Annotated in this window: 22 protein-coding genes; 9 read left to right on the top strand and 13 right to left on the bottom strand. The window is 73.8% G+C overall.

The window, feature by feature from the left end:
- Positions 1-169: 169 nt before the first annotated feature.
- The 3 genes from ACZ7IF_RS29035 (at position 170) to lnt (ending at position 2,488) form a co-directional block, all read left to right on the top strand.
- Positions 170-346 carry a hypothetical protein gene (locus ACZ7IF_RS29035; RefSeq protein WP_470977261.1) on the top strand — a complete coding sequence of 59 codons (177 nt, stop codon included), beginning with the start codon at positions 170-172 and terminating at the stop codon, positions 344-346.
- Between the two features lie 69 nt (positions 347-415).
- The gene (locus tag ACZ7IF_RS29030) at positions 416-877 is read left to right on the top strand and encodes a nuclear transport factor 2 family protein (RefSeq protein WP_470977258.1); all 462 of its coding nucleotides are present in this window, start codon (positions 416-418) and stop codon (positions 875-877) included.
- A 66-nt stretch (positions 878-943) separates the two neighbouring features.
- On the top strand, positions 944-2,488 hold the full coding sequence (gene lnt / locus ACZ7IF_RS29025; RefSeq protein ID WP_470977255.1) for an apolipoprotein N-acyltransferase: 1,545 nt from the start codon (positions 944-946) through the stop codon (positions 2,486-2,488).
- Here lnt and ACZ7IF_RS29020 read toward each other — a convergent pair.
- On the bottom strand, positions 2,427-3,338 hold the full coding sequence (locus ACZ7IF_RS29020) for a Gfo/Idh/MocA family protein (protein ID WP_470977252.1): 912 nt from the start codon (positions 3,336-3,338) through the stop codon (positions 2,427-2,429). The two genes, lnt and ACZ7IF_RS29020, sit on opposite strands and share 62 nt — an antisense overlap.
- Before the next feature lie 84 nt (positions 3,339-3,422).
- Between ACZ7IF_RS29020 and ACZ7IF_RS29015 the strand changes: the two genes are divergently transcribed.
- Positions 3,423-3,944 (top strand): DinB family protein, encoded by a 522-nt coding sequence (locus tag ACZ7IF_RS29015; RefSeq protein WP_470977250.1) that lies wholly within the window; start codon positions 3,423-3,425, stop codon positions 3,942-3,944.
- 108 nt (positions 3,945-4,052) lie between these two features.
- Positions 4,053-4,601 carry a hypothetical protein gene (locus ACZ7IF_RS29010; protein ID WP_470977247.1) on the top strand — a complete coding sequence of 183 codons (549 nt, stop codon included), beginning with the start codon at positions 4,053-4,055 and terminating at the stop codon, positions 4,599-4,601.
- Between the two features lie 69 nt (positions 4,602-4,670).
- Here ACZ7IF_RS29010 and ACZ7IF_RS29005 read toward each other — a convergent pair whose 3' ends face one another.
- From ACZ7IF_RS29005 to ACZ7IF_RS28970, 8 genes are all read right to left on the bottom strand, one after another.
- Complete coding sequence (locus ACZ7IF_RS29005) at positions 4,671-5,240, bottom strand: hypothetical protein (RefSeq protein ID WP_470977244.1); 570 nt, start codon at positions 5,238-5,240, stop codon at positions 4,671-4,673.
- Positions 5,241-5,290: 50 nt separating this feature from the next.
- Positions 5,291-5,959, bottom strand: coding sequence for a uracil-DNA glycosylase (locus ACZ7IF_RS29000; RefSeq protein ID WP_470977487.1), 669 nt, complete (start codon positions 5,957-5,959; stop codon positions 5,291-5,293).
- A 115-nt stretch (positions 5,960-6,074) separates the two neighbouring features.
- Positions 6,075-7,658, bottom strand: a complete 1,584-nt coding sequence (locus ACZ7IF_RS28995; RefSeq protein ID WP_470977241.1) for an ABC transporter substrate-binding protein — start codon at positions 7,656-7,658, stop codon at positions 6,075-6,077.
- A gap of 152 nt (positions 7,659-7,810) precedes the next feature.
- The gene (locus ACZ7IF_RS28990; protein WP_470977238.1) at positions 7,811-8,572 is read right to left on the bottom strand and encodes an SDR family oxidoreductase; all 762 of its coding nucleotides are present in this window, start codon (positions 8,570-8,572) and stop codon (positions 7,811-7,813) included.
- Positions 8,573-8,599: 27 nt separating this feature from the next.
- Positions 8,600-9,361, bottom strand: coding sequence for a 3-oxoacyl-ACP reductase FabG (fabG, locus tag ACZ7IF_RS28985; protein ID WP_470977235.1), 762 nt, complete (start codon positions 9,359-9,361; stop codon positions 8,600-8,602).
- A gap of 136 nt (positions 9,362-9,497) precedes the next feature.
- Positions 9,498-9,881, bottom strand: coding sequence for a DUF3037 domain-containing protein (locus tag ACZ7IF_RS28980; RefSeq protein WP_470977232.1), 384 nt, complete (start codon positions 9,879-9,881; stop codon positions 9,498-9,500).
- Positions 9,878-10,723, bottom strand: a complete 846-nt coding sequence (locus tag ACZ7IF_RS28975) for a HipA family kinase (protein ID WP_470977229.1) — start codon at positions 10,721-10,723, stop codon at positions 9,878-9,880. The genes ACZ7IF_RS28980 and ACZ7IF_RS28975 overlap by 4 nt, the downstream gene beginning before the upstream one ends.
- Before the next feature lie 18 nt (positions 10,724-10,741).
- Entirely contained in the window at positions 10,742-11,356 is a 615-nt protein-coding gene (locus ACZ7IF_RS28970) for a cysteine hydrolase family protein (RefSeq protein ID WP_470977226.1), read from the bottom strand.
- A 76-nt stretch (positions 11,357-11,432) separates the two neighbouring features.
- On the opposite strand from ACZ7IF_RS28970, the gene ACZ7IF_RS28965 reads away from it, so the two are divergent.
- Positions 11,433-11,906: a pyridoxamine 5'-phosphate oxidase family protein gene (locus ACZ7IF_RS28965; protein WP_470977223.1), complete on the top strand. Its 474-nt coding sequence runs from the start codon at positions 11,433-11,435 to the stop codon at positions 11,904-11,906.
- A gap of 59 nt (positions 11,907-11,965) precedes the next feature.
- Here ACZ7IF_RS28965 and ACZ7IF_RS28960 read toward each other — a convergent pair whose 3' ends face one another.
- Positions 11,966-12,865, bottom strand: coding sequence for a LysR substrate-binding domain-containing protein (locus tag ACZ7IF_RS28960; protein ID WP_470977220.1), 900 nt, complete (start codon positions 12,863-12,865; stop codon positions 11,966-11,968).
- Between the two features lie 74 nt (positions 12,866-12,939).
- Between ACZ7IF_RS28960 and ACZ7IF_RS28955 the strand changes: the two genes are divergently transcribed.
- On the top strand, positions 12,940-13,905 hold the full coding sequence (locus ACZ7IF_RS28955; RefSeq protein WP_470977217.1) for a DMT family transporter: 966 nt from the start codon (positions 12,940-12,942) through the stop codon (positions 13,903-13,905).
- Between the two features lie 70 nt (positions 13,906-13,975).
- Here ACZ7IF_RS28955 and ACZ7IF_RS28950 read toward each other — a convergent pair whose 3' ends face one another.
- On the bottom strand, positions 13,976-15,307 hold the full coding sequence (locus tag ACZ7IF_RS28950; protein ID WP_470977214.1) for an aminotransferase class I/II-fold pyridoxal phosphate-dependent enzyme: 1,332 nt from the start codon (positions 15,305-15,307) through the stop codon (positions 13,976-13,978).
- Positions 15,308-15,344: 37 nt separating this feature from the next.
- Between ACZ7IF_RS28950 and ACZ7IF_RS28945 the strand changes: the two genes are divergently transcribed.
- Positions 15,345-16,013, top strand: a complete 669-nt coding sequence (locus tag ACZ7IF_RS28945; RefSeq protein WP_470977211.1) for a pyridoxamine 5'-phosphate oxidase family protein — start codon at positions 15,345-15,347, stop codon at positions 16,011-16,013.
- On the opposite strand, the gene ACZ7IF_RS28940 is transcribed toward ACZ7IF_RS28945, so the two are convergent.
- Both ACZ7IF_RS28940 and ACZ7IF_RS28935 read right to left on the bottom strand, forming a co-directional pair.
- Entirely contained in the window at positions 15,995-16,984 is a 990-nt protein-coding gene (locus ACZ7IF_RS28940) for a DMT family transporter (RefSeq protein ID WP_470977208.1), read from the bottom strand. The two genes, ACZ7IF_RS28945 and ACZ7IF_RS28940, sit on opposite strands and share 19 nt — an antisense overlap.
- Positions 16,985-17,210: 226 nt before the next feature.
- Positions 17,211-18,173: an EamA family transporter gene (locus tag ACZ7IF_RS28935; RefSeq protein WP_470977205.1), complete on the bottom strand. Its 963-nt coding sequence runs from the start codon at positions 18,171-18,173 to the stop codon at positions 17,211-17,213.
- 170 nt (positions 18,174-18,343) lie between these two features.
- Here ACZ7IF_RS28935 and ACZ7IF_RS28930 point away from each other — a divergent pair, with 170 nt between their 5' ends.
- Positions 18,344-18,772: a type II toxin-antitoxin system Rv0910 family toxin gene (locus tag ACZ7IF_RS28930; RefSeq protein WP_470977202.1), complete on the top strand. Its 429-nt coding sequence runs from the start codon at positions 18,344-18,346 to the stop codon at positions 18,770-18,772.
- The last annotated feature ends 117 nt before the right edge of the window (positions 18,773-18,889 follow it).

The following is an 18,889-nucleotide window of genomic DNA, read 5'->3' as shown; positions in this document are numbered from 1 at the left end:
GTGGGGGGTTCCCCTCCCTCCTCCCAGCGATGGTTTAAACACACCCCCCCCCCCCCCCCCCCCCCCCCCCCCCCCCGCCCCCCCTATCCCCCCCCCCCCCCCCCCCCCCCCCCCCCCCCCGCGTCGTTGTCCCCGCAGAGACCTGAAGGCGAACGGCAGGGGGTGTCCCATGGGCCGCGTGGTACTGGAGCGTTTTCCGGCGGGAAGTCCGAGGGGGAGCTGGCCCGCGGAGGAGTACGCGGCCGAGCGGATGCGCGAGGGCGTGCCGGCGGAGGTGGTGATGGACCTGGCCACCGACGCGTTCCTGGTCGTGATCCGGCAGCGGGAGGCGTATTCCGGTCACTGATCCGCGCCGCGCGGATCCGGTGGCCGCACGCCCCTTGGCCTCGTCGCCCGGCAGCCCCACACTGACCCGATGACGCAGCGTGTGGACTTGGCGACGGTGATGGACAGGCTCGCCATCGACGAGGTGGTGTCGGGGTACGCGGCGGCCGTCGACGACGGGGACTGGGCCGCCTACCGTGCCCTGTTCACGCCCGCCGGACGGGCCGACTACAGCTCGGCGGGCGGGGTCGAGGGCCCGGCCGCGGAGGTCGCCGACTGGCTCGCGGAGACCATGGGGCTCTTCCCGGTGCGCCAGCACCTGATCGTCAACCGGGTGATCCGGCTGGAGGACCGGGGCGGCTACCCCGGGGACTCGGCGGGGGTCCGGGCGGACTTCCTGAACCCGATGCGGCTGGCCGGCCCCGACGACGCGGGCACGGCCCCCAACTTCGTCGCGGCCGGGCGCTACTCCTTCGCCCTCGCCCGCACCCCGGACGGCTGGCGGCTCACGGGGGTCACGGTCCACGAGAAGTGGCGCCACATGTCGGCCTGAGCCGCCACCTGGGCCCCGGGCCGCGCCCGGGGCGGGGCGGTCCCACACTGGAAGCGGAGGCGCGTCATGCTGCTCGCGAAGCGGACCCGGTGGTGGCGTGCGGCGGCCGCGGTGGCCGCCGGGGCGCTGCCCTGCCTCGCCTTTCCGGCGCCGGGGCTGTGGTGGTCCGCGTACGTCGCCCTCGTGCCCTGGATGCTGCTGCTGCGCTCCGCGCCCACGGGGCGGCGTGCCGCGCTGGAGGGCTGGCTGGGCGGCGCCGGCTTCATCGTGGCGGTGCACCACTGGCTGCTGCCGAGCCTGCACGTGTTCCTGGTCCCGCTCGCCGTGCTGCTGGGGCTGCTCTGGGTCCCCTGGGCGCTGCTGGTACGGGAGTTGCTCGGCGGGGTGCCGGGCCCGCGCCGGGCGGCGGCCGGGGTGGTCCTCGTACCGGCGGGCTGGCTGCTGTCGGAGCTGGCCCGGTCCTGGCAGGGGCTGGGCGGGCCGTGGGGGCTGCTCGGGGCCAGTCAGTGGCAGGTGCCGCCGGCGCTGCGCCTGGCCTCGGTGGGCGGGGTGTGGCTGGTGAGCCTGCTGGTGGTGGCGGTGAACTGCGCGGTGGTGCTGCTGGTCGCGGTACCGGGGGCGCGGGTTCCGGCGGTGGCCTCGGTGGCGGGGTGCGCGGTGCTGACGGGGGTGGTGTGGCTGTGGCTGCCACGCCCCGAGGTGTCGGGCGGGCTGCGCGTGGCCGTCGTACAGCCGGGCCTGGTGGGCGGGGCGGACGGTGCGGAGCGGCGGTTCGACGCCGAGGAGCGCCTCACGCGTGCCCTGGCGGGGACGCGCCCCGACCTGGCGGTGTGGGGCGAGAGCAGTGTCGGCGCGGACCTGGCGGCGCGGCCCGACCTGTCCCGGCGGCTGGCGATCCTGTCGGCGGAGCTGGGTGCCCCGCTGCTGGTCAACGTGGACGCCCGGCGCTCGGACCGGCCCGGGATCTACAAGAGTTCGGTGCTGGTCGGCCCCGACGGCCCCACCGGCGACCGGTACGACAAGATGCGGCTGGTCCCCTTCGGCGAGTACGTGCCGGCCCGCTCGGTGCTGGGCTGGGCCACCTCGGTCGGCAAGGCGGCGGGCGAGGACCGGATGCGCGGCGCGGCCCCGGTGGTGATGGACCTGCCGGGCGGGGTGCGGCTGGGCCCGCTGGTGTGCTTCGAGTCGGCCTTCCCCGACATGAGCCGGCACCTGGTCCGCGAGGGGGCCGGGGTGCTGGTCGCGCAGTCGGCGACCTCGACCTTCCAGGACAGCTGGGCACCGGCCCAGCACGCCTCCCTGGCGGCCCTGCGCGCCGCCGAGACCGGCCGCCCGGTGGTGCACGCGACCCTGACCGGCGTCAGCACGGTGTACGGACCCTCGGGCGGCCGGATCGGGCCCGCCCTGGCCGCCTCGGCGAGCACGGCGGCCGTGTACGAGGTGCCGCTCGCCCGGGGCACGACCCCCTTCGTCCGCTTCGGCAACTGGCCCGCCGGCGCCTCCCTGGCCGCGCTGGGTCTGTACTGCGCGGCCGGGGGCGTGCGGGCGGTCAGGCCCGGGAGGCCTGCTCCAGAGCCGTCAGCACCACCCGCTCGCACAGCTCGTGGGTGAGCAGGGCGTCCCGGGCGCTGAGCACCTTGCCGGTCTCCACCGCCTCCAGGAAGGTGTCCACGGCCTGCTCGATGCCGCGCTGGCGGGCCACGGACACCCAGTCCCCGCGTCGGCGCACGGTGGGCTGGCCCCGGTGGTCGACGACCTCGGCCAGGTTGACGACCTGGCGCTTGGAGTCCTGGCCCGACACCTCCAGGACCTCCTCGGCGGACCCGGACCGCCGGTTCATGATCCCCAGGGCGGTGAAGCCCTCGCCGGACATCTGGAGCACCACCTGGGACATCAGCCCCTCTCGCACCACGGCCCGGACGTCGATGTGGTCGGCCTCGCCCGGCAGCAGGAAGCGCAGGGTGTCGACGACGTGGATGAAGTCGTCCAGGACAAGGGTGCGGGGGTCCTCGGGCAGCCCGACCCGGTTCTTCTGCATGACGATCAGATCGCGCGGATGGTCGGCGCACAGCGTGTAGCCGGGCGCGTGGCGGCGGTTGAAGCCGACGAAGAGGCCGACCCCGAGCTCCTCGGCGCGTTCCACCAGGCGCCGCGAGTCGGCCAGCTCGTAGGCCAGCGGCTTGTCCACGTAGGTCGCCACGCCCGCGTCCAGCAGCCGCTCCACGATCGCCGGGTGGGTGTCCGTCGGGGCGTGCACGAAGGCGGCGTCGAGGCCTTCTTCGAGCAGGGAGTCCAGGGCGGTGTGGCGGCGCTCCGGCGGCACGCGGTGGACGTCGCCGATCCGTTCGAGGGTGGTCGGGGTACGGGTCTGCAGGTGCAGCTCGATCCCGGGACGGGTGGTGAGGACGGGCAGGTACGCCTTCTGCGCGATGTCGCCGAGTCCGATGACGCCGACCTTCACCGGGAGCCTCCTGGTATGTGCCGTATGGGACAGCGGCAGCTTAATCCCTGGTGGGGGGAGGCGCGTTCGTCCAGGATGTGGGCCATGACCTCCAACGGATGGCACCGCCCCGAACCCTCCACCACCGCCGGCGAGCGGGAGATGCTGGACGGCTGGCTCGACTACCACCGCTCCACCCTCGCCTGGAAGTGCGAGGGGCTCTCCGAGGAGCAGCTGCGCCTCACCCCGCTCGCGCCCTCCGCGCTGAGCCTGATGGGCCTGGTGCGGCACATGGCGGAGGTGGAGCGGTACTGGTTCCGGGAGATCAGCGTCGGAGCGGACCTGCCCGACCTGTACAGCACCCGGAAAAACCGGGACGGCGACTTCCGGTTCACCGACGGGGACACCTGGGCCTCGGCCGAGCAGGTCTGGCGGACGGAGGTCGAACTGGCCCGGCAGGCGGCCGCGGACCGCTCCCTGGACGCGCTGTCGGACGCCGCGAGCCACCACCGCGGGGAGGTCTTCAGCCTGCGCTGGATCTACACCCACATGATCGAGGAGTACGCCCGCCACAACGGGCACGCGGACCTGCTGCGCGAGCACATCGACGGCGCCACCGGCGAGTAGCCGGGCCAGGTCCGGTGTCCGCCGGACACTCCCTCCCCGTCACCCGTGCGGGGTGAATATCGGCTCAGGGTTTTCGCAACGGGGTCCTCGCACAGCAGAGTTGCGCGGGTGCACCCAACCCGAACCTCGACGAAGCTGCTCCTCGGAGCCGCCTGTGCCGTCTCGGCCGTCTCCGGCTGCGTGAACGTCAACCCCGCCCAGACGGGCCCGGCGGCGGCCCCCGCGGGCGGGCCGCCGCCCCGGCACGAGCCGCGCGGCGGGCCGGGGGCGCTGCCCGTGGTGGTCCAGGCACCCGCCCTGGAGGCGCTGAAGGCGGTGCCCCGGGAGGGCGTGCGCCCGTCGGCCCCGACGGCCGCGGGCCGGGGCGCGGCGCGCACGGTGCCCGGGCCGCGGACCGGGGCCGGAGAGGCCGCACAGGCCGCCCCCGGGGTCCCCGACGCCCCTGTGCGGGCGGAGCCGGGCGGGCACGGCGAAGGGAGCCCGCAGGGCCGTGCGCACGGCTCGGGGCCGCATGCCGAGCTGCCGCCCGGGCTGGCGCGGGAGCTGCCGGTCCGGGCGGCGGACGTGTGCGCGCTGGGCCGCCGGCACGGGAACTGGGACCCGGACGGCCCGGAGGCCCGGATCTGCGCGGGCGTCGAGGGCGCCGAGGCCGGCTGAAGCGCGGCCGGGGCCCGTACGAGTGCCCGTCCGGGTGCTCGGGGTGCGGGGGCGCCGCCGTGGCGCCCCCTACGACTGCTCGGGGAACGGGCGGGGCCCCGGGCCCGCCTCCGCCGCCAGGCGGCGCTCCAGGCGGGCGATGGCGGCCCGCACGCCGTTCCCGTACCCGTCGTCGGACAGCGCTCCGGTGGCCGCCCGGGCCCGCGCGAGGTGGACGCGGGCCTCGTCGGGCCGGCGCAGTTTGGCGTAGTCGGCGGCGAGGCTGAGGTGCAGCGACGGGTAGAACACCCGCACGGCCTGGTGTGGCTCGGCCCGCCCGGGGAGCGCCTCCCCGAGCCGCTCGCCGAGCCCGTCGGCGGCGGTCAGCGCCCGCAGGTCCCAGGCCAGTTCGTCGGCGGGGTCGTCCTGGGCGTCGGCCAGGTAGTGCGCGAGGGTGCAGCGGTGGAGGGAGTCGCCCTCCTCGCCGATCTCGGACCAGATCTCGCCGAGCCGGTTGCGGGCCTCCTCGCGGTCTCCGGCGTGCAGCAGGATGACGGCCTGGCCGATCCTGGTCATGACGGCGTCCTCCGACGCCTCCTGCTGCTGCTCCCTCAACGGGGCCTCCGGCTCGCTCCGCCGGACCTGGTCCGGTCCGGTCATCAAGAAGCTAGCCCGAGGCACCGGATCTGGCGCCGAGGCGCGGTGTGGTGTCAGCCCAGGTCCGGGATCCGCCAGTCGATCGGCTCATGGCCCTGGGCGGCAACGGCCTCGTTGATCTGCGTGAAGGGACGGGAGCCGAAGAACTTCTTCGCCGACAGCGGCGAGGGGTGGGCGCCCTTGACGATCACGTGCCGCTCCTCGTCGATGAGCGGGATCTTCTTCTGGGCGTAGGCGCCCCACAGCACGAAGACGACCGGGTCGGGGCGCTCGGAGACGGCGCGGATCACCGCGTCGGTGAACTTCTCCCAGCCCTTGCCCTTGTGGGAGTTGGGCTCGGCCTCGCGGACGGTGAGGACGGCGTTGAGCAGCAGGACGCCCTGCTCGGCCCACGGCATCAGGTACCCGTTGTCCGGGACCGGCAGGCCGAGCTCCTCCTTCATCTCCTTGTAGATGTTGCGCAGCGAGGGCGGGGTCTTCACCCCGGGCTGCACGGAGAAGCACAGGCCGTGTCCCTGGCCGGCGCCGTGGTAGGGGTCCTGGCCGAGGACCAGGACCTTCACCTTGTCGAACGGCGTGGCCTCCAGGGCCGCGAAGACCTGCTCGCGGGGCGGGTAGACCGGCCCGTTGGCCCGCTCCTTCTCGACGAACTCGGTGAGTTCCTTGAAGTAGGGCTGCTCCAGCTCCCCGCCGAGGACGGGGAGCCAGGACTCGGGCAGCATCTGGGTCACGTCGACAACCTCCGGTACAAGTTCGTGCAACTGCTCTGAACCTACCGGGGACCACTGACAACGCCACCACCCGGGCGTCCCGCCGGAACCGGCGGGACCGCCGGGATCACCAGCTGGTCTTGCGGCGCAGCTCCCACATCTGCATGGCGGTCTGCGGGTCCAGGGCCCGCTCGGCGCCGGCGATGTCCTCGCGCGCGCCGACGTACAGCTTGCCCTGCCACAGCGGCAGCAGCCGGACGTCCTGGGCGAAGATCTGCTGGGCCGCCTCGAACTCCCTGACGCCCGCGGACCGGTCGCCTTCGCGGCGGGACTTGGGCAGCAGCTCGTTCAGGATCTGCGCCGGCTCGTACGGGGTGCCGACCGCGTTCTCCTTGCCGACGAACGGCGCGATGAAGTTGTCGGGGTCCGGGAAGTCCGGGAACCAGCCTCGCCCGAAGACCGGGTACTGGCCGTTCTGGTAGCCCTCCTGGAAGGTCTTCCACGGCTGGCCGCGCAGGGTGATCTTGAAGAGGTCGCTCTCGTCGAGCTGCCGCTTGATCTCGGTGAACTCGTCGGCGGTGGAGGCGCCGTAGCGGTCGGTGGTGTACCAGAAGGTCAGGTCCACCTTCTGGGTGATCCCGGCGGTCGTGAGGATCTTCTTGGCCTTGGCGACGTCGGGGTTGCCGTAGATGTCGTAGAAGGGCGTCTTGTGGCCCACGACGCCCTTGGGGACCATCGAGTAGAGCGGCTCGGCGGTGCCCTGGTAGACCTTGGAGACGATCGCGCCGCGGTCGATGATCTGGGCGATGGCCTGGCGCACGGCCTGCTTGTTGACCTGCGGGTCGTTCGGGTTGAAGACCAGGTAGCGGATCTCGGCGCCGACGTTCTCCACGACCTGCACGCCCTGGGCGTGCGAGGCGGGGGTCTGGAGGTCTTTGATCTCCGCGGCGGAGAGGCCTCGGTAGGTGGCGTCGATCTCCTTGCCCTTGAGGGCCGCGATCATCTTCTTCGAGTCGGAGAAGTAGCGGATCGTCACGCCGTCGTTCTGGCGGTTGGCGAAGCCGGTGTAGCTGTCGTTGCGGCCGAGGACCGCCTCGCCGCCCTCCGTGTACGAGGTCAGGACGTAGGGGCCGGAGCCGATGACCTTGGCGTCGTCGCGGACCTTGTTGGCCGGGTACGCCTTCGGCGCGACCAGGGAGGCCGCCGGGGAGCCCAGGACGTACGGGAAGGTCGCGTCGGGGGTCTTCAGGTGGAAGACGACCGTGAGCGCGTCCGGCGCCTCGATCTTGTCCAGGCTGTTGAAGAGACCGGCGGGACCGGACTTGTGGTTGATCGTCTTGATCCGGTCGAGGGAGTGCTTGACCGCCTTGGCGTCCAGCACCTCGCCGTCGGAGAACTTCAGGCCCTTGCGCAGGGTGCAGCGGTAGGCGGTGTTCGCCGAGTCGGTGAACTCGCAGCTCTGGGCCGCGTCCGGCTGGGGCTTGGTGCTCCCCGTGGGGAAGGCCAGCAGGGTCTGGTAGACGTTGCGGTACAGCTCCCAGGAGCCGTCCCAGGCCGCTGCGGGGTCGAGGGTGCTGGGCGCGCTCATGGTGCCTACGGTGATGCGTTTCGCGGCGGCGTCACCGTCGTCCGAGAACAGGCCGCATCCTGCGAGCAGGGATATGGACGCAACGGCCGCAGCGATCTGCAGGCATCTGGTCCGGTTGAACACGTGCACGCTCCTCGATCAGCCAGGGGTGCGGCAGACCCTACCGCAGTGCATCACAAATCCAATGGGCAGGTTTCGTGAGGCACTTGACCGATTTAGGACCGATTCGATACGCATTTGCCTCCCGTTTGGAGGCAAATGCGTCCGGTTATCGGTCAGTGCACACCGGCATTGAGGAACATTCCCCCGTCGACGACGAGAGTTTGTCCGGTGATCCATTCCGCTTGTGCAGATGTCAGGAATGCGGCGGCTCCGCCGATATCCTCCGGGACCCCGAGCCGGCCGAGCGGGTAGGCGGCCGCGGCCTCCTGCTCCCGGCCCTCGTAGAGCGCCTGCGCGAACCTGGTCTTGACCACCGCCGGGGCGATCGCGTTGACCCGCACCCCCGGCGCCATCTCGTGCGCGAGCTGGAGGGTCAGGTTGATCATCGCGGCCTTGCTCATCCCGTACGCCCCGATGAAGGGCGAGGCGGAGACCCCGGCGATGGAGGCGATGTTCACGATCGCCCCGCCGTGGTCCTTCTGCCAGGCGTGCCAGGTCCGCTGGGCGAAGCCCAGCGCCGAGATCACGTTGGTCTCGAAGACCTTGCGCGCCACCCCGAGGTCGAGGTCCGCGATCGGCCCGAAGACCGGGTTGGTGCCCGCGTTGTTGACCAGGAAGTCGACGCGGCCGAAGGCCTCCATCGCGCGCTCCACGGCGAGGGCCTGGTGGGCCTCGTCGTGCGCCTTCCCGGCCACTCCGATCACCCGGTCCGCGCCGAGCCGCTCCACGGCCTCCTTGAGCGCGTCCTCGTTGCGCCCGGTGATCACGACCCGGTCGCCACGGGCGACCAGCGCCTCGGCGATCCCGTAGCCGATGCCCCGGCTCGCCCCGGTGACCAGGGCGACCTTGCCGCTGTCGATACCGCTGTCCGTCATGTCGTACGCCCGTCTCTCGTGGAACCGTCAGTTGAGCGGGCCGCCGGCCACGTACAGGACCTGGCCGGAGACGAAGCCGGCGTCCTCGCCCGTGAAGAAGGCGATGGCATTGGCGATGTCGTCCGGACGGCCCACGCGCTGCACCGGGATCTGGGAGGCGGCGGCCAGCTGGAACTCCTCGAAGCCCATGCCGACGCGGGCGGCGGTCTGCGCGGTCATCTCGGTCACGATGAAGCCCGGGGCGACGGCGTTGGCGGTGATGCCGAACTTGCCGAGTTCGATCGCCAGGGTCTTGGTGAAGCCCTGCAGGCCGGCCTTGGCGGCGGCGTAGTTGGCCTGGCCCCGGTTGCCGAGCGCCGAGCTGCTGGAGAGGTTCACGACGCGGCCGAACTTGGCCTCCACCATGTACTTCTGACAGGCCCTCGCCATCAGGAACGCGCCGCGCAGGTGCACGTTCATGACGGTGTCCCAGTCGGTGTCGCTCATCTTGAAGAGCAGGTTGTCGCGGAGCACGCCCGCGTTGTTGACGAGGACCGTCGGGGCGCCGAGCGTGCTCGCGACCCGCTCGACGGCCGCCTCCACCTGGGCGGCGTCGGAGACGTCGCAGCCGACCGCGAGGGCCTTGCCGCCTGCCGCCGTGATCGTCTCGACGGTGTCCTTGCAGGCCGCCTCGTCGAGGTCGAGCACGGCGACCGCCCGGCCTTCGGCGGCCAGCCGGATCGCGGTGGCCGCGCCGATGCCCCGGGCCGCCCCGGTCACGATGGCGACGCGCTGCTCGGTGGTGGACATGCTGTTCTCCTCGCCCTTGAGAGACGGCCGCCCGGAGGTGAGCAACCGCTTAGTAGCCTCAGCTGAGGAGACGCTAGGAGCCCTGACACCCCGTGTCAACGGCTCCCGGCGGCAGCGGCGCGGACCTGCCCGGAAATCAGCGGACCAGCAGCTCCAGCAGGCGTTCCAGCTCGGCGGCGGGATCGGCCGTCAGGCCGGTGTGCACCGGCCCCGGCTGCACCACCGTGCTGCGGGGGGCGATCAGCCAGCGGAACCTGCGCCCCGCGTCGTCGCCCGCCGCCTGGCCGGCCTCCTCGCCGCCCGCGCACAGCCCCTCGACCCCGCGCAGCGCGGCCCGCACCCCGGCCACGTCGGCCCCGGGATCGAGCGCGAGGAGCTTCGCCTCGTCCAGGTGGGTCCGCGCGGCGACGTAGGAGTGCGCCCGGCAGTAGACGATGACTCCGGCGTTGAAGCACTCGCCGCGCTCCATCCGGGGCACCACGCGCACCAGCGCGTATTCGAACACGTCCCGCTTGGTCACTCGTCGCCGCTCTTCTGCTTGTTCTCGTCCGACTGGGGAGGGAGGCGCTCGGCGAGCCAGCCCGGCGGACCGGACCGCTGCCTGACCTCGGCCTCCATGGTGATCCTCTCGTGGATCGTGGCGGCGCGCGGCAGCAGCGCCTCCACATAGGCGCGGCGCACCGCGTCGGTGGAGTCGAAGCCCGGCTCGTCGACCAGCCACTCGTCGGGGACGTCGGCGGTGACCTCGGTGAGCAGCTCCTCGGTCACCAGCGGGGCCAGCTCGGCGGCGGCCGCCGCGACGTCCGGGCCGACGGGGGCCAGGACGTGGTCCGAGGCGTTGTAGGGCTTGGCGGCCGCGGCCTGGGCGGTGGGCCAGTTGTGGTGCCAGATCATGGTGGCGCCGTGGTCGATGAGCCACAGGTCCCCGTGCCAGACCAGCATGTTCGGATTGCGCCAGGACCGGTCGACGTTGTTGATCAGCGCGTCGAACCAGACGACACGTCCCGCCTCGACCGGGTCGGCCCGGTAGGCGAGGGGGTCGAAGCCGATCGAGCCGGGCAGGTAGTCCATGCCGAGGTTGAGCCCGCCGCTGGCCTTGAGCAGTTCCTGGACCTCCTGGTCGGGCTCGGCGAGCCCGATGACTGGGTCGAGCTGCATCTGCACCAGCCGCGGGACCCGCAGCCCCAGCCGCTGGGCGAGGCGCCCGCAGACGACTTCGGCGACCAGGGTCTTGCGGCCCTGGCCGGCTCCGGTGAATTTCATGACGTAGGTACCGAGATCGTCGGCCTCGACGATCCCCGGGAGCGAGCCGCCCTCACGCAAGGGCGTGACGTAGCGGGTCGCGATCACTTCGGACAGCATCCGCCCAGGTTACGGGGGTCAGCGCGGCGGAGCCCACTGCATAAGCAGGGCTTCGGCCGTGGTGACGGCGGCCACCAGCGCGAGGGAGTTGCGGATCACCTCGGCGGTGCAGGACGCGGGCACCCCGGCGATGGCGTCGGACGGGACCACGACCTCGTAGCCGAGGTTGACGGCGTCGAAGACTGTGTTCGGGATCGCGATGTTCGAGGAGACCCCGGTGACGACGAGGGTGCGGACCCCGAGGTTGCGCAGCAGGGCGTCCAGGTCGGTGCCGGCCATCGGGGAGAGCCCGTGCAGCCGGCGGACCACGAGGTCCCGCCCGTCCACGGTGACGGGGGCGGCGACCCGCACCGCGTCACTGCCGGTCAGCTGCCGTACGGGCAGCTTCCCGGCGGCCCGGAAGAGCCGTGCGTTGGTATTGGCCCCGAGCCCGTCGGGCCGTCGCTCGGCGACCGCGTGCACCACCTGCACGCCGGCTGCGCGCGCGGCGGCGACGAGCGCGGCCACCCGGTCCAGCATCCCGGAGTCGCGGGCCTCCTTCGCCAGTTCGGGCAGGGCGCTCTCCTCGCCCACCACACCGTTCTGGCACTCCACGGTGAGCAGCGCGGTGGTGGCCGGATCGAGTTCGGGCATGACTCCCCCTGGCGTGGCGACGGAAGAGCACGCATGATTCCTGACACACAGTCAGATGTGAAGGGGTGCGGGACGGATGGACGGGACGGGTGCGCGGACGGCGCAGCGGCGGGGCCGGCGGATCATGATGAGCGGCAAGGAGGTGGACGCGTTCCTGCGGGAGCAGCGCACCTGCCGGGTGGCCACGGTCTCCCCGGACGGGCGCCCGCACGTCGGTGCCCTGTGGTTCGCCTGGGACGGCACCTCGCTGTGGCTGTACTCGATCACCCGCAGCCGCCGCTGGGCCGACCTGCGGGCCGACCCGCGGATCTCGGTCGTGGTGGACGCCGGGGAGGATTACGGGGAACTGCGCGGGGTCGAGCTGTCCGGCCGCGCGGTCTTCGTGGGCGAGGCGCCGCGCACCGGTGAGCCCTGCCCGGAGCTGCTGGAGCCGGAGCGGATCTTCCCCGTCAAGAACTTCGGGATCGAGGAGATGCCGCACGACGGCCGGCACGCCTGGATCCGGCTCACCCCGGAATCGGTGGTGTCCTGGGACTTCCGCAAGATCTGACGTTCCTGACGCGCCGCTGCGCCGGACTCCGTCCGTCGGGCCCGGGCGGGGCCGCCGGACTACACCGCCGCGGCCGCCTCCTGGAGGGCCGCGACGGCGGCCCTGATGGAGGGCCGGCGGCCCGCGTCCGTCCGCCAGACGACGTACACGTGCCGGCGGACGGTGTCGCACACCGGCAGCAGCCGCACCCCGGGCGGCACCGGGCCGCGGCCCAGCCGGGGCGTCACGCACACGCCCAGCCCGGCCTCCACGAAGGCCAGCTGGGTGTGGTGCTCCTCGGCGATGTGCGCGATGCGCGGCTCGACCCCGATGCCGCGCAGGGTGAACACCAGCCACTCGTGGCAGAACTGCCCCTCGTTCCACGAGATCCAGTCGTCGTCGGCGAAGTCCCCGAGGGAGATCTCGGCGCGCCCGGCCAGCGGGTGCCCCGCCGGGACCGCGATGTCGGCGGCGTCGTCCAGGAGGTGGGCGCGGGACAGCTCGGCCGGCACCGGCATCCGCTTGTTGTGCCAGTCGATGGCCAGCGCCATGTCCAGGTCGCCGCGCACGACGGCCGCCATGCTCTCCTCGGGCTCCCGCTCCCGCACCAGGGCCCGCAGTTCGGGATGGCCGGCCCGCAGGGCGTTGAGGGCGCGGGGCAGCAGCCCCCGCATGGCGGTGGGGAAGGCCCCGATCCGCAACTCCCCCACCGCGCAGCCCCGCTGGGCCTCCACGTCGGCCTGCGCGAGCTCGACCTGGGAGATGATCCGGGCGGCGTGGTCGGCGAGCAGCCGCCCGGCGTCCGTGAGCCGGACCCCGCGCCCGTTCTTCGCGAGCAGCGGCTGGCCGACCTCCCGCTCCAGCTTGGCCATCTGCTGGGAGACCGCCGATGTGGTCACATGGAGGCCGCCCGCCGCACCGCTGACCGAGCCGTGGCGGGCGAGAGCGTCGAGGGTGCGCAGGCGCTCCAGGTTCAACATGTAAGCGATGCTACGCCTTCCGTCGAAGGAACTCTCGCTTGTCCTACGAGGTCGGGCACAGCAGAGTGAACCGCATGAGCGCACCGACCACCTCCCGCCCCACCTCCCACTCCCCCGTACAGCAGTCGGTCCGCCGCGGCACCGGCCGTGCCGCCGGCCTGGACTGGCGCCTGCGGTTCGCCCTCCTCTCGGTGGTGTGGGGCTTCAGCTTCCTCCTGATCAAGGTGGGCACCGAGGCGTTCGCACCCTTCCAGGTCGCCCTCGGCCGGGTGTTCTTCGGGGCGCTCGCCCTCCTCGTGGTGCTGCTGGTGCGCCGGGAGCCGCTCCCGCGCGGCCGGCGCGCCTGGGGCCACCTCACGGTGGCCGCGCTCCTGCTGAACACCTTGCCGTTCTCGCTCTTCGCCTACGCCGAGCAGAGCATCCCCTCCAGCCTGGCGGGCATCTGCAACGCCACCTCCCCGCTGTGGGGCATGGCGCTCTCGCTGGTGGCGCTCTCCGAGGACCGCCCCACGCGCCGCCGCTTCGCGGGGCTGGGCCTCGGCTTCCTGGGCGTCCTGACGGTGCTCGGCGCCTGGCAGGGCTTCGCGGGCATCGACGCCAAGGGCACCGCGCTGGCCCTGCTGGCCGCGCTCTGCTACCCGATCGGCTGGATCTACGTCCGCCGCACCCTGGCCGGCACCCCCGGCTCCCCGGTGGCGCTCACCGGGGCCCAGCTGATGGTCTCCACCGTCCAGCTGGCCGCCGTCAGCGCGCTCTTCACCTCGGCTCCGGCCGGCTTCCCGCTGTGGCCGACGCTCGCGGTGGTCGCGCTGGGCGCCCTGGGTACGGGGATGGCGCTGCAGATGCAGTACGGGCTGGTGTCGGAGATCGGGCCGACCACCGCCCAGATGGTCACGTACTTCATCCCGGTGATCGCCACCACCGCCGGCGTCCTGGTCCTGGGCGAGCAGCTGCACTGGAACACCCCGGTCGGCGCGGCGGTCATCCTGGCGGGCGCCGCCCTGACCCAGTCCCGGTCCGCCCCGGGCAAGACCGCCTGACCGGCCCGGCCGCCCGGCGCCGCCCCGCCCCCGCCCCCGCCGCGCTCCGCGGCGGGGGCGGGGGCGCGTTTCAGTCGAAGCGTCCCCCGGCCGCCGGGCGGACCGCCGCGGCCACCGCTTCGGCCAGGCCCCCGACGTCCGCCGGGTCGAGCCCGGAGACGGTGATCCGCACCCCGGGGCCCGCCTGGACGCGGTAGCCCGCCCCGGGGCGCACCGCCCAGCCGGCCGCCAGCAGCCGGGTGACCACCGCCGTCTCGTCTGCGACCGGCACCCACACGTTCATCCCGCTCCGCCCGTGTGCCCGTACCCCCCGCTCAGCGAGCGCGGCGACCAGGCCGTCCCGCCGCAGCCCGTACGAGCGCGCCACGGCCCGCCGGTCCACGGCGCCGGAGGTCCACAGCTCCACCACCGCGTACTGGAGCAGCCAGCTCACCCACCCCGGGCCCAGCCGCTGCCGCCCCCGGACCCGGTCCATCGTCACCGCGTCACCCGTGAGCACCGCGAGCCGCAGGTCCGGGCCGTACGCCTTCGCCGTCGAGCGGATCAGCGCCCAGTGCCGGGTCACCCCGCCGAGCGCGCACAGCGGCAGGTCGACGATCCCGTGACCGTGGTCGTCCTCGATGAGCAGCACCTCGCGGCGGCCGGTCAGCAGCTCCCTCAGTTCCGCGGCCCGGGCGGCGGAGACCGCGGCGCCGGTCGGGTTCTGCGCGCGGGCCGTCACCACCAGGGCCCTGGCCCCCTCCGCCAGCGCCCGGGCCACCGATTCGGGCACCGGGCCCTCGTCGTCGACGGCCACCGGGACCACCCGCAGGCCGAGGGCGGGGGCCAGGTCCAGCACGCTCCCCCAGCCCGGGTCCTCGACGGCCACCGCGTCCCCGGCCCGCAGGTGCGCGGCCAGCACGCGCTCGATGCCGTCCAGCGCCCCCGAGGTCACCGCGAGGGCCCCGGCCGGGACACCGTCGGCCTCGAAGTCGGCGCGGGCGAGCCGGGCGAGGTCCGGCAGCACCGGGTCCTCCCCGTACAGGGTCGGGGCGGCGGCGTACCGCCGGGCGGCCGCGGCCAGCGCCCCGTCCAGCGGGGGCAGCAATGCCAGGTCGGGGTTGCCCTGCGCGACGTCGCGTACGCCCTCGGGCACCGGCATCCGCAGCACGTCGCGCGGCGCGGTCGCGGGGCGGGACCGCACCCGGCTGCCGCGCCGCCCGTCGGTCTCGATGACCCCGCGTTCGCGCAGGGTGCGGTAGGCGGCGGCCACGGTGTTGGGGTTCACCCCCAGCGCGGCCGCGAGCTCGCGCATCGGCGGGAGCAGTGCCCCCGGGGCGAGCGCGCCCGATCCGACGCCCGTTTCGACACTGGCCGCGATTTCCGATGCGCGGCGCCCACTGATCAGATACTCTCCTAGCACAAAAGACATTATGCACTAGTGCAATGGAGTCCGCACCATGAGCGCCACCACCGCCGCCGACTACGAGCCCACCGGCCGCACCGTCCCGAGCCGCGCCCGCGAGCGGGCGCGCTACGACCGCGAGACCGTGCACTCGATACTCGACCAGGCCTACCTGTGTCACCTCGGGTTCGTCCGCGACGGCGCGCCGGTGGTCCTCCCCACGCTGTACGGCCGGGTGGGCGAGACCCTCTACGTGCACGGCTCCACCGGTTCGCGCCCGCTGCTGGCCGCCGGGAAGGCCGACCCGGGCCTGGCGGTCTGCCTCACGGTGACGCACGTCGACGGCCTGGTGCTGGCCAAGTCCGCCTTCCACCACTCGATGAACTACCGCTCGGTGGTCGTGCACGGCACCGCCTACCAGGTCACGGACGAGGAGGAGTGCCGGATCGCGCTGGACGCCCTGGTCGACCAGGTCGTCCCCGGCCGCTCGGCCGACTCCCGGCCCGCCAACGCCAAGGAGCTGGCGGCCACGGCGGTGATCCGGCTCGACCTGAACGAGGTGTCCGCGAAGGTCCGCACGGGCGGCCCGAACGACGACCCCGAGGACCTGGCCCTGCCCCACTGGTCGGGCGTGGTCCCGGTGGCGCCGGCGTACGGGGCCCCCGTCCCGGCCGCCGGCCTGGCCCCCGGCATCTCCGTCCCCGGCTACGTCAGCGCGCTCTGAGGCTCCTGGGCGGGCCGGCCCTCCGGCCCGCCGCCGGCCCTGCGGCGCAACCCGCCCGCGGGCCGGCGCGCCTCGGCCGCGATCAGCGCCCCCACCGCCGCCAGCAGCAGTACGGTGCCCAGCACCACCGCGCCGGTCAGCCGCTCCCCGAGCACCGCGACGGCGATCACCGCCGCGCTGACCGGCTCGATCAGCATGACCACCGACACCGTCGCGGCGCGCACCGCCGCCGCCCCGGTGAAGTACAGCGCGTACGCGAGCGCCGTCGGCACCACGGCCACGTACACCAGCAGCCAGAGCACCCGCGCCGGCTCGGCGGTGTGCGGCAGCAGCCCCTCCACCGCCGCGAGCGGCAGCAGGCACACCGCGCCCACCGCCACCGACCACGCGGTGGTGACCAGCGGGTCCCCGCCCGCCCCGCGCCGCCCGAGCCACCGCGCCCGCAGCGTCATCGCCGCGTAGCCGGCGGCCGACAGCAGCGCCCAGCCGACCCCGAGCGGCCGCACCTCACCGCCCCCGGAGCCCAGCACCAGTACGGCCAGCCCCGCCAGGGCACCGCCGACGGCGGCCACCCCGCCCCGGCCCAGCCGCTCGCCCATCCAGTACCGGCCGCCCAGCGCGATCAGCACGGGCCCCGCCCCGAGGGTGACCACGGTGCCGACCGCCAGGCCGGTCTCGCGCACGGCCCCGAAGTAGGCGGCCTGGAAGAGGGTGAACATCAGCCCCGTGGCGATCAGCGAAGCCGCCGACGGCCGGGCGGGCCGGGCCGCCCGCGCGGGGCGGCGGCGTACGGCGAGCACCCCGAGCAGCACCGCCAGCCCGCCGGCGCAGCGCCAGAAGGACAGGGCGAGCGGACCGAGGTCACTGGCCAGGAAGAGGAGGGAGGCGGCCGCCCCGGCGGTGCCCCAGGCGGCTCCGGCGACGACGAGGTACAGCAGGCTGCGCCCGGCGGCGGGCGAGTGGTTCGACACGTGTTTCTCCGCGCATGCGTGAAGGACGAGGACAGGAGGTCATCGCTTCGCGGGCAGCGCGTACCGGCCCGGGAACTCCCCGGGCGGGTCTTGCGTTCTGCTGGCAGCCGCCCGCGCTACGCGGCGGGAGGGGGAAGCACGGTCATAGGCATGTCCAGCACCCTACGCGGGGTCCGCCGCCCGGACCAGCCCGGAGCGGAAGCCGTCCGCAGCCGCCCTCCCGCGCTCACGCGCTCGTCGGCTCCCGGTCCTGCACGGGCAGCGGCGACTCCTGCGCGGCCACCGGCGCGGGCCGCGAGGACTGCGCGATGAAGGCGCCCCCGAGCACCAGCGCGCCGCCCAGGACCTGGGGGCCGGAGAGCCGCTCCCCGAGCAGCACCCACGCCAGCACGGTGGCGACGACCGCTTCGAGGCAGGCCACGACGCCCGCGACCTGCGGCGAGAGCTTGCGCACCGAGAGCACACCGGTCAGGTACGCGAACACGGTGGCGACCAGCACCACCCACCCCAGCAGCGCCAGGGCCGGGACCCGAACGTCGCCCATGGCGGCGTACCCGCCCAGCACCTGCCAGTCCATCTGCCAGGGGCGGGCGATCACGGTCATCACCAGCATGCCGACGATCATGCCGTGCGCGATCACGCCGAGCGGGTCCGGCGCGTCCTCCGCGTCGGCACCCTGGTCCGCGAAGACGAAGTAGAAGGCCTGGCAGCAGGCGGCCGCGAGGCCGAGGAGCACCCCGAACAGGTCCAGGCGCAGCCCGGCCCAGATCTCGACCACGCAGGCCAGCCCGACGACGGCCACCGCCGCCCCGGCCGCGGCCGCGCGCGTCACGGGCTTGCGCTGCACGAAGCGGATGTAGCCGAGCAGCAGGGCGGGGCCCAGGTACTCCAGCAGCAGGGCCACGCCCACCGGGATCCGCGACAGGGAGGCGAAGTAGAAGGCCTGCACGCCCGCGACGGCGACCAGCCCGAAGCCGGCCAGGAGCAGGGGCTTGCGCCGCACCAGGGCCCGGTGCCGCCAGGCCAGCGGGGACAGCACCAGGGCCGCCCCGGCCACCCTGAGCCACACCATGTGCAGCGGGTCCAGACCCGCCTCGATCAGCGGCTTCGCCGCGACACCCGAACCGCCGAACGCGCATGCCGAGACGAGGGCGAGGCCCAGTCCGGCGTTCTTCCCTGACGCTTGCATCCGGCCATCATGGCAGGGCCGGACAGGAGCGTCATCCGCGAGACGCCTGTTGAGACACACCCGAGATCATCCGGCCGGGAGCCCCCGGATCTGACAGGCCATCAGTCTTGTGTGTTCCGCCCCCCGGGGCTACCTTCCGCCGCACGTACCCGACGAGAAGGGGTGGACGCATGGCTGAAGTCACCGCGGAATCACGCATCGAGGCGCCCGCCGCGAAGCTCTGGGCCCAGCTGACGGACTGGGACGCGTACGGGCAGTGGAGCATGACGCACGCCGACTTCCCGAAGGGCGGCCCCGAGACCCTCGCGGTCGGTTCCACCTTCAGCGAGAACATGAAGATGATGGGGTTCCCCGCCGAGGTCCTGTGGACGGTCTCGGAACTGGAGGAGCAGCGCGTCTTCGCCATCACCGGCAAGGGCCCGATGGGCGTCTCGGTGCTCACCCGCTACACCCTGACCGCCGACGGCGGGGCCACGAGGGTCCGCATCGACGGGGAGTTCACGGGCGCCGCCGTCTCCCTGATGGCGGGCAAGCTCAAGGACTCGGCGACGGCCGCGCTGAACGAGTCCCTGCGCAAGCTGGCCGGCCTGGTCGCCTGACCCCGGCCCGGACGCACGACGAGGCGGGGGGGGGGGGGGGGGGGGGGGGGGGGGGGGGGGGGGGGGGGGGGGGGGGGGGGGGGGGGGGGGGGGGGGGGGGGGGGGGGGGGGGGGGGG

It is taken from the genome of Streptomyces sp. NPDC037421, from assembly GCF_055602105.1.
Note: the sequence above shows the minus strand (reverse complement) of the source record. Positions and strands in the feature narration are given on the sequence as shown.

Bases quoted from the DNA above. Each gene is read 5' to 3' on its own strand.
- ACZ7IF_RS29000 (WP_470977487.1), bottom strand. From the start codon at position 5,959: ATGCTGCCCGAGTCCTGGCTCCCCGTCCTCGGCGGGGAGCTGGAGCAG.
- ACZ7IF_RS28935 (WP_470977205.1), bottom strand. From the start codon at position 18,173: ATGCAAGCGTCAGGGAAGAACGCCGGACTGGGCCTCGCCCTCGTCTCG.
- lnt (WP_470977255.1), top strand. From the start codon at position 944: ATGCTGCTCGCGAAGCGGACCCGGTGGTGGCGTGCGGCGGCCGCGGTG.
- ACZ7IF_RS28945 (WP_470977211.1), top strand. From the start codon at position 15,345: ATGAGCGCCACCACCGCCGCCGACTACGAGCCCACCGGCCGCACCGTC.
- ACZ7IF_RS29005 (WP_470977244.1), bottom strand. From the start codon at position 5,240: ATGACCGGACCGGACCAGGTCCGGCGGAGCGAGCCGGAGGCCCCGTTG.
- ACZ7IF_RS28990 (WP_470977238.1), bottom strand. From the start codon at position 8,572: ATGACGGACAGCGGTATCGACAGCGGCAAGGTCGCCCTGGTCACCGGG.
- ACZ7IF_RS28965 (WP_470977223.1), top strand. From the start codon at position 11,433: ATGGACGGGACGGGTGCGCGGACGGCGCAGCGGCGGGGCCGGCGGATC.
- ACZ7IF_RS29015 (WP_470977250.1), top strand. From the start codon at position 3,423: ATGACCTCCAACGGATGGCACCGCCCCGAACCCTCCACCACCGCCGGC.
- ACZ7IF_RS28955 (WP_470977217.1), top strand. From the start codon at position 12,940: ATGAGCGCACCGACCACCTCCCGCCCCACCTCCCACTCCCCCGTACAG.
- ACZ7IF_RS28970 (WP_470977226.1), bottom strand. From the start codon at position 11,356: ATGCCCGAACTCGATCCGGCCACCACCGCGCTGCTCACCGTGGAGTGC.
- fabG (WP_470977235.1), bottom strand. From the start codon at position 9,361: ATGTCCACCACCGAGCAGCGCGTCGCCATCGTGACCGGGGCGGCCCGG.
- ACZ7IF_RS28960 (WP_470977220.1), bottom strand. From the start codon at position 12,865: ATGTTGAACCTGGAGCGCCTGCGCACCCTCGACGCTCTCGCCCGCCAC.
- ACZ7IF_RS29030 (WP_470977258.1), top strand. From the start codon at position 416: ATGACGCAGCGTGTGGACTTGGCGACGGTGATGGACAGGCTCGCCATC.
- ACZ7IF_RS28930 (WP_470977202.1), top strand. From the start codon at position 18,344: ATGGCTGAAGTCACCGCGGAATCACGCATCGAGGCGCCCGCCGCGAAG.
- ACZ7IF_RS29035 (WP_470977261.1), top strand. From the start codon at position 170: ATGGGCCGCGTGGTACTGGAGCGTTTTCCGGCGGGAAGTCCGAGGGGG.
- ACZ7IF_RS28975 (WP_470977229.1), bottom strand. From the start codon at position 10,723: ATGCTGTCCGAAGTGATCGCGACCCGCTACGTCACGCCCTTGCGTGAG.